Annotated in this window: 6 protein-coding genes; 5 read left to right on the top strand and 1 reads right to left on the bottom strand. The window is 64.1% G+C overall.

What is annotated here, in order from left to right; genetic code table 11:
- Nucleotides 1–143 precede the first annotated feature (143 nt).
- Entirely contained in the window at nt 144–1,964 is a 1,821-nt protein-coding gene (locus K8I61_01730; GenBank protein MBZ0270727.1) for a PKD domain-containing protein, read from the bottom strand.
- A gap of 436 nt (nt 1,965–2,400) precedes the next feature.
- Between K8I61_01730 and K8I61_01725 the strand changes: the two genes are divergently transcribed.
- From K8I61_01725 to K8I61_01705, 5 genes are all read left to right on the top strand, one after another.
- Complete coding sequence (locus K8I61_01725; protein MBZ0270726.1) at nt 2,401–3,621, top strand: hypothetical protein; 1,221 nt, start codon at nt 2,401–2,403, stop codon at nt 3,619–3,621.
- 69 nt (nt 3,622–3,690) lie between these two features.
- Nucleotides 3,691–4,005, top strand: coding sequence for a DUF4398 domain-containing protein (locus K8I61_01720; GenBank protein MBZ0270725.1), 315 nt, complete (start codon nt 3,691–3,693; stop codon nt 4,003–4,005).
- Nucleotides 4,006–4,007: 2 nt separating this feature from the next.
- Complete coding sequence (locus tag K8I61_01715; GenBank protein MBZ0270724.1) at nt 4,008–4,343, top strand: hypothetical protein; 336 nt, start codon at nt 4,008–4,010, stop codon at nt 4,341–4,343.
- Nucleotides 4,344–4,347: 4 nt separating this feature from the next.
- Nucleotides 4,348–5,670 carry a hypothetical protein gene (locus K8I61_01710; GenBank protein ID MBZ0270723.1) on the top strand — a complete coding sequence of 441 codons (1,323 nt, stop codon included), beginning with the start codon at nt 4,348–4,350 and terminating at the stop codon, nt 5,668–5,670.
- A 51-nt stretch (nt 5,671–5,721) separates the two neighbouring features.
- A partial coding sequence (locus K8I61_01705; protein MBZ0270722.1) for a hypothetical protein occupies nt 5,722–6,019 on the top strand: 298 nt, incomplete at its 3' end.

Genomic DNA, 6,019 nt, shown 5'->3' with positions numbered 1-6,019 from the left:
GAGGACAAGCGTCAAGATCAGATAAGGTTGCTGTAGCGCCACCGAAGGTGGCTCCCCGGCCGCTCGCGAGCGGCCCCCAACTATGCCGCCTTGGGCGGCTCACAACTTAAAGCCCCCGGCTTTGCCGGGGGTCGGTTACTTATCTACGAACAGCTTCCACAGCTCCCACCCGATACATCGCCCTCGTCGAAGTCGCCCTCGTCGGTCGTGTTGCGCGTGGCGGGAAAGTCGCATTCCTCGTCGAGGCACTCGAACAGGCCGTCGCACGTGGTGTTTTGCGAACGGCATTCGACCGCGCAATCCCACGGAGATTCGTCTTCGTCGCACGCGGACTCCACCTCGACGCGGTTCTCGTAACCCTCGAAGTACGCGTCGCAGATGTCGTAGACCATCGAGAGCAGATCCGAGCAATCCGCCTCTTCGACGGGCGGCGCGTCGTCGTCGTCCGGAAGATCGTCGTCGTCATTGATATCGTCGTCCCCCTCGTCATCGTCCAGGGCGTCATCGTCGTTGATGTCATCGTCATCCGTCGCGTCGTCGTCGAGCGCGTCGTCATCCGCCGCGTCGTCGTCCGCGTCGCTCGCGGTGATTTTCACCTCGTCCGGCGACGACGTCGTGTCGTAATCCGCGACCACAAGCTGGAATGTGTACGTCCCCGCCGTGTTCGGGGTGAATGTCGGCGAGACGGTATTTGCGCCTTGCAGCGTGGCGAACGGACCCGACACGCGCGACCAATCGTAGGTGATCGGATCGCCGTCGGGGTCATAGCTGCCGCTGCCGTCCAGGGTGACCGGCGTTCCGACCGGGACGATCCGGTCCGGCCCCGCGTCGGCGATCGGCGGCGACGCGCCGGGGATTCGGAACCGCGCGATGAGATGCCGCGAGCCGACGGCGAACCCGTTGCGTTCGTTCAACATGTGGATGTCGTTGAAGCGCCCCGCGCCGGTGTAGTCGTCCGCCTGCCAGCTCGTGCCGCCGTTTGTTGTCTTGATGATGACAGCCTGATCGCCGTACTGGTCGCCCCCGACGGCCCAGCCGTTTTGCGCGTCCACCATCGCGATCGCCGTGATCCAGTAATCGGTGCCCGGACTGCCCACGCCCGGGACGTACGGCAAGACGCCGGAACCCCAGTTCGCGCCGCCATCGGATGTGTAAAGAATCTGCATCGCGCCGTCGAGCTCGTTGACGGCCAGCACGATGCCGCGGAGTCCGGACACGAAATCGATCGCGTGAAAGCCGACGTTGGGGTCGTTGCGAAGGCTCGTCCAGCTCGCGCCGCCGTTATCTGTCTTGAAAACCTCGCCCTTGATGCCCGTGAGTTCGCCGGCCCAGTCCTCGTCTTCCTCGTAGTCGTCGTCGCTCCACTCGTCCTCGACCAGATACGTCTCCGACGACGCGAACGCGACGGTGCTCGAAACCACGTCCAGATCGACCACCGGCGAATCGGGACCGAAGGTGGACGGCATGTTGACCGACAACGTCCAGCTCTGCCCGCCGTCAGCCGTCTTCCAGATGTTGTTCGCCGAACCCGCGGCGAATCCGACGCCGCCCGGGAGAATGTCTACCGCGTTGATCTGGCGGTCGTCGGTATCCGGAGTCAGCACGAAATTGGCCCAGGCATTTCCGGCGTTCGACGTACGGGCGACCCAATTGTGCTCGTAGATAAAGAAGCAGTTCGTCGCGCCGCCGTTCCACGCGCCGAACACCGAGCCGGTGTCGTAGGAATCGAAGTGCAGGTCATAGGCGTAGAAAAAGCTGTTGCACAGCCAGCCCGGCTGTCCGGGACCGATCTGTAGCGAATACGTATCTTCAAACGACGCGCCGCCGTCGTCGCTGCGGAAGATCATCTGATGATCGAAGGTAAAAACGCCGGAGTAGCCATCGCCTACCATCTGCAGGTGGTCTCGGTCGAAGGCTTGCACCTTCCAAAAAACGTAGAGGTCCAAAAGACCGCCGACGCCCATTTCCGTCCAATTGCTGGCAAGGCCCGCGCCCGCGAACGAAACGCACACAAAAACGGCGATAACGAGGACCAACACTCGACGCATGGGGCTCCCTCCGATCGTAGGAGATTGCTTACATTCGCGCGCGCGCGCGGTCAATGGCGGTGTGGGAGAAAAGAGGAAAGAGGAAAGAGGTGGCAGCCGTCAGCGGTCAGCTCTCAGCTTCCCACCCTGGGAACGCCGATCTCCTGCTCGGCAAAGAAACGCGGCCGTCAATCCTGGGAACGCCGAGTTCCAGCTCGGCACGGAAACGCGGCCGTCAGCCGTCTGCGATGTTGCTTTGTCCGTTGCGGCGACCTTCCAGCCTTTCAGCCTTCCATCCTTCCATCCTTTTTTCGCTGCTTGACAGCGCTCGCGCGGAAACCGAAAACGGCTCCGCTCCTACACGAGGTTGCGCATGACCCTTTTCGCGGGCGCTGCCCAGGCCGACATCACGCCCCACGATCTTTCGCGCGCGTACCTCGCTGGCTTTGGACAAAATCGCCGCGCGACGCACGTGCTCGATCCGCTGCAAGTGCGTGTGCTGTATCTCAGGAAGGGGAACGAGGAGATCGCGATCGCATCGGTCGATCTCATCGGCCTCCTCGAACCGGACGCGCGAAGGATCCGGGAAGCGGTGCTCGACATCCCGGCCGCCCGGATCCTGCTCGCCAGCACGCACACCCACTCCGCGCCCGACACGTTGGGCTTGTGGGGGCCAACGGCGATCCCGGGCGTGCCGATGCGCTCGGGCGTCGATCCGGCGTACATGGCCGCCGTGCGCCGCGAAACGGCGCGAACGATCCGCCGGGCCAAACGCCGCGCACGGCCGGCCATCGCGCGTTTGGCGGTGGACGGCTCGGACAAGCGGGAACACACCTGGAATGTCCGCAACCGCGATCTGATGGACGACGAGATGGTCGTCTTGCGCCTGGATCGTGCCGATGGCGGCGGTACGATCGGCGTGCTGACGAATTTCGCGTCGCACCCCGAGGCGCTGTGGGACAAAAATACCGGCATTTCGTCGGATTTCGTCGCGCCGATGCACAAGGTCATCGAACGGCGCGTGGGCGGCCTGTCGGTGTTCGTCAACGGGGCGCTCGGCGGCATGGTCACCCCGGGCATCGAAATGGACGTACCGCTTGAGCCCCGCCTGGCGCTCTACCGGGAATACGGCGAGACCCTCGGTGAATTATCCGCGCGGGCGGCTGAACGCGCGGCCCCGATCGAGGGTCCCCAAATGACGATGCGCGAAGACATCTTCGATCTGCCCGTGGGAAGCGAATATCTGCGCTTTCTCGCCCATTACGGCCTTTTCGACCGCGAAGTCGGTGAAACGGTGCGGACGACCATTTCCGTGCTTCAGTTCGGCCCGCTGCGGCTTCTCGCCGCGCCGGGTGAGGTGCTACCCACGCTCGGTATCGCCTGGAAGCGACTTGCCGGCGGCCCCGCGATGCTGATCGGGCCGTGCAACGACGAATTGGGCTACCTGGTGCCCGACGAGTTTTTCGAGGATCCCGCCTATCGCTACGAACAAAACGTCGGCCCGGGGCGGGGGGCCGCCGAATTTCTCACGAACCGGTACGAGGCGCTCATTCGGACGCTGCCACCGCTTGACGAGGCCACCTACGCGGTGTAAACGGGAAAAGTCCATATAACCAAGATGCTTAGACGTTCTTTCTTAAAGTGCATTCTGAAGATCGCACCGGTGATCTTCGCGTTTTTTGCGATCGGTTGCGCGGCTGCGGGCATTCGCGCCGAACTTTCCGCCGCAACCGATCGCGTCGCGGAAGCCCGCCGCGTGCATGGCGACTATCTTGCGGTCGGCGAATACGAGGCTGCGCTCGCCTATCTGGATGCGGCGCGGCAGCAATATCGCCGGTCGGATTACGACCGGGCCCGCGAATACGCCCGCAAGGCGACCGAACGGGCGGATGCGGCGATCGGGATTGCATCGGCGGCGAATCATGATACAAATGCGCGCCGAAATTCGGGCGCGGAACCTGTGGAGTCCGACGAATGACGATGGGACGATCGAAAACCCTGATCCGGATTTGCACGATGACGGCGCTTGTGGCGCTGTTGGCCGGTTGCGGCGCGGCGAACTACCGCACCGAAATCGACACGCTGGAGAAGGAAATCGAGGTCCTTCGGCAGGCGGGTGCCGCGCGCTGCGCGCCCCGGGAATTGGCCGCCGCGGAGACGCACCTGGAGTTTGCCGGCGACGACGTGGCCACGAAGGCTTATCTTTCCGCGGACGATCACATCGTCGTCGTACGTGAAAACGTGGCCGCCGCGCGCGAGTTCATGTCGACGTGCGCAAAACTGGCCCGCGAGGGCGGCGCCATCCCGCAGCCGTGAGGCCTTGCGTTTTTCCTCGAATTTCCGCGCCCTTCCGTTAATTCTCCTTATCCTGACCCTTGCCGCCGACCCCGTCGTTTGCCCGCGCGGCGTTGACGCCGCCGATGTCGCCAACGAACCATCCGTCGAGACGCGGGACAAGGAAGAAGAAAGCCGGAGGAAAATCGCAAGCCTCCAGGCGATGATCCGCGAATTGTACGCCCGGGAAAATCCGGACCTGCCCACCATCGCCATGCACTACGAAAGCATCTTCGCCGTCGCTCCCCGGGACGACACCGGCAAGCTTGCGCTTTTCGAGGCGTTTGCGATCTACCGCCGCGCCGGCGACTCCAACGCCGCGCTCGGGGTTCTGCGCAAGATTTACGCCGCCTGGCGCTTTGACGCGGTCATGACCGACCCGACGGGTTTCGGCGAGCCCGTGAATATTCACGCGACAGCCGACATTGAGCAGGCGCGCGTATTTGCCGCGATGCTCCATCTGCCGATGGCGGCCGTGCAGCAGCTCAACGGCATACCGGCGAGGCACGGCAGCGTTCGCGTCGGTCTCAATGACGGTAAGTTGAGTTATTCCGGCCCGGTCGAGACGGTGGCGCGATTTGTCGCGGCGGACGCCGAGATCGAGGCGCATCGCCACAACAAGGCGATCGAGGTCTTGCGCGAGGTGGCGGACAAAAACGGAACGGACGCGAAAATCCACTGGGGCTCCGGAGTATTCGACGTGGAGTGGATCCTCGTCACGCATCTCCGGCGCGCCATCCTCGAGATGCCCGCAAGCATCCAGAAACGGCTGCTCGAGGTGGACGAGATGCGCAAGCTGATCGAAAGCGAGCCCGCGCGGGCTGAGATGGCGTTTTTGCGTTACGCGGTCTTCGAGCAACGCCTGCGCGAAACCCCGATGGCCGGCGATGCCGCCCAGGCCGATGAAGTCCTGCGCGAAATCGTCGAGAAGCATCTCGCCCTGGTTTATCCGACACCCGCCGGCCGGGTCGCGGCGGGTCCGCGCGCGGTCGAGGAGGCGGTGCGCCTTTATACGGAACTTTCTCCACAACCCGCGCGCGCGTTGCAGATTCTGGAGGAATTCGAGCAAAAGGCGCGCGAGGCCGAGCCGCGTGGCGCGACGGAGGCGTACGCCCGGTTTCACCGCGCGCGCGTCTATCTGAAGGAGAAAAACCCGCGTCAGGCGCTCGCACTTCTGGACGGATTCGGCGATACGTACGCGGGCATCGTCGTTTATCCTGAAAACGAATCCGGAAAGACGATGCTTTTCGAGGTGGCGCGCCGCGTCTCCGACACGGCGCGCGAAGAGCTCCGGCAACAAGGGCAATAGCGAGAAAGAGGATCGAGGATTGATCCCGTCGATGAAGGGAACGGCACACCCGTGATCCTGAAAAGTCCGAATTGCGGTACGGATTTGCGCGTCGTCGAGCCGGGAGATGTCGCGTGCCCGGGCTGCGGCGAGCGCATCGAGGTCGGCGCCAGGAATTTCGCGTGGGACGCGGGGCCGTCGCTTGACGATTCGCGGCCCGGCGCGCCTGGTGACAAAGCTCCGGCCGACAACGTCCCGACGGCGGCGCGGATCGATGAGACGCCGCCGGCGCTCGGCGCCACGCTGCCGGTCTGCGAGGTGTGCGGGAAACGGCCGGCGACGCGCGCGTGCGCCTCGTGCGGGCGCGTTG

The sequence above is a fragment of the bacterium genome, assembly GCA_019912885.1.
Classification (GTDB): Bacteria; Lernaellota; Lernaellaia; order JACKCT01; family JACKCT01; genus JAIOHV01.
This window is presented reverse-complemented; position numbering and strand designations above follow the sequence as displayed.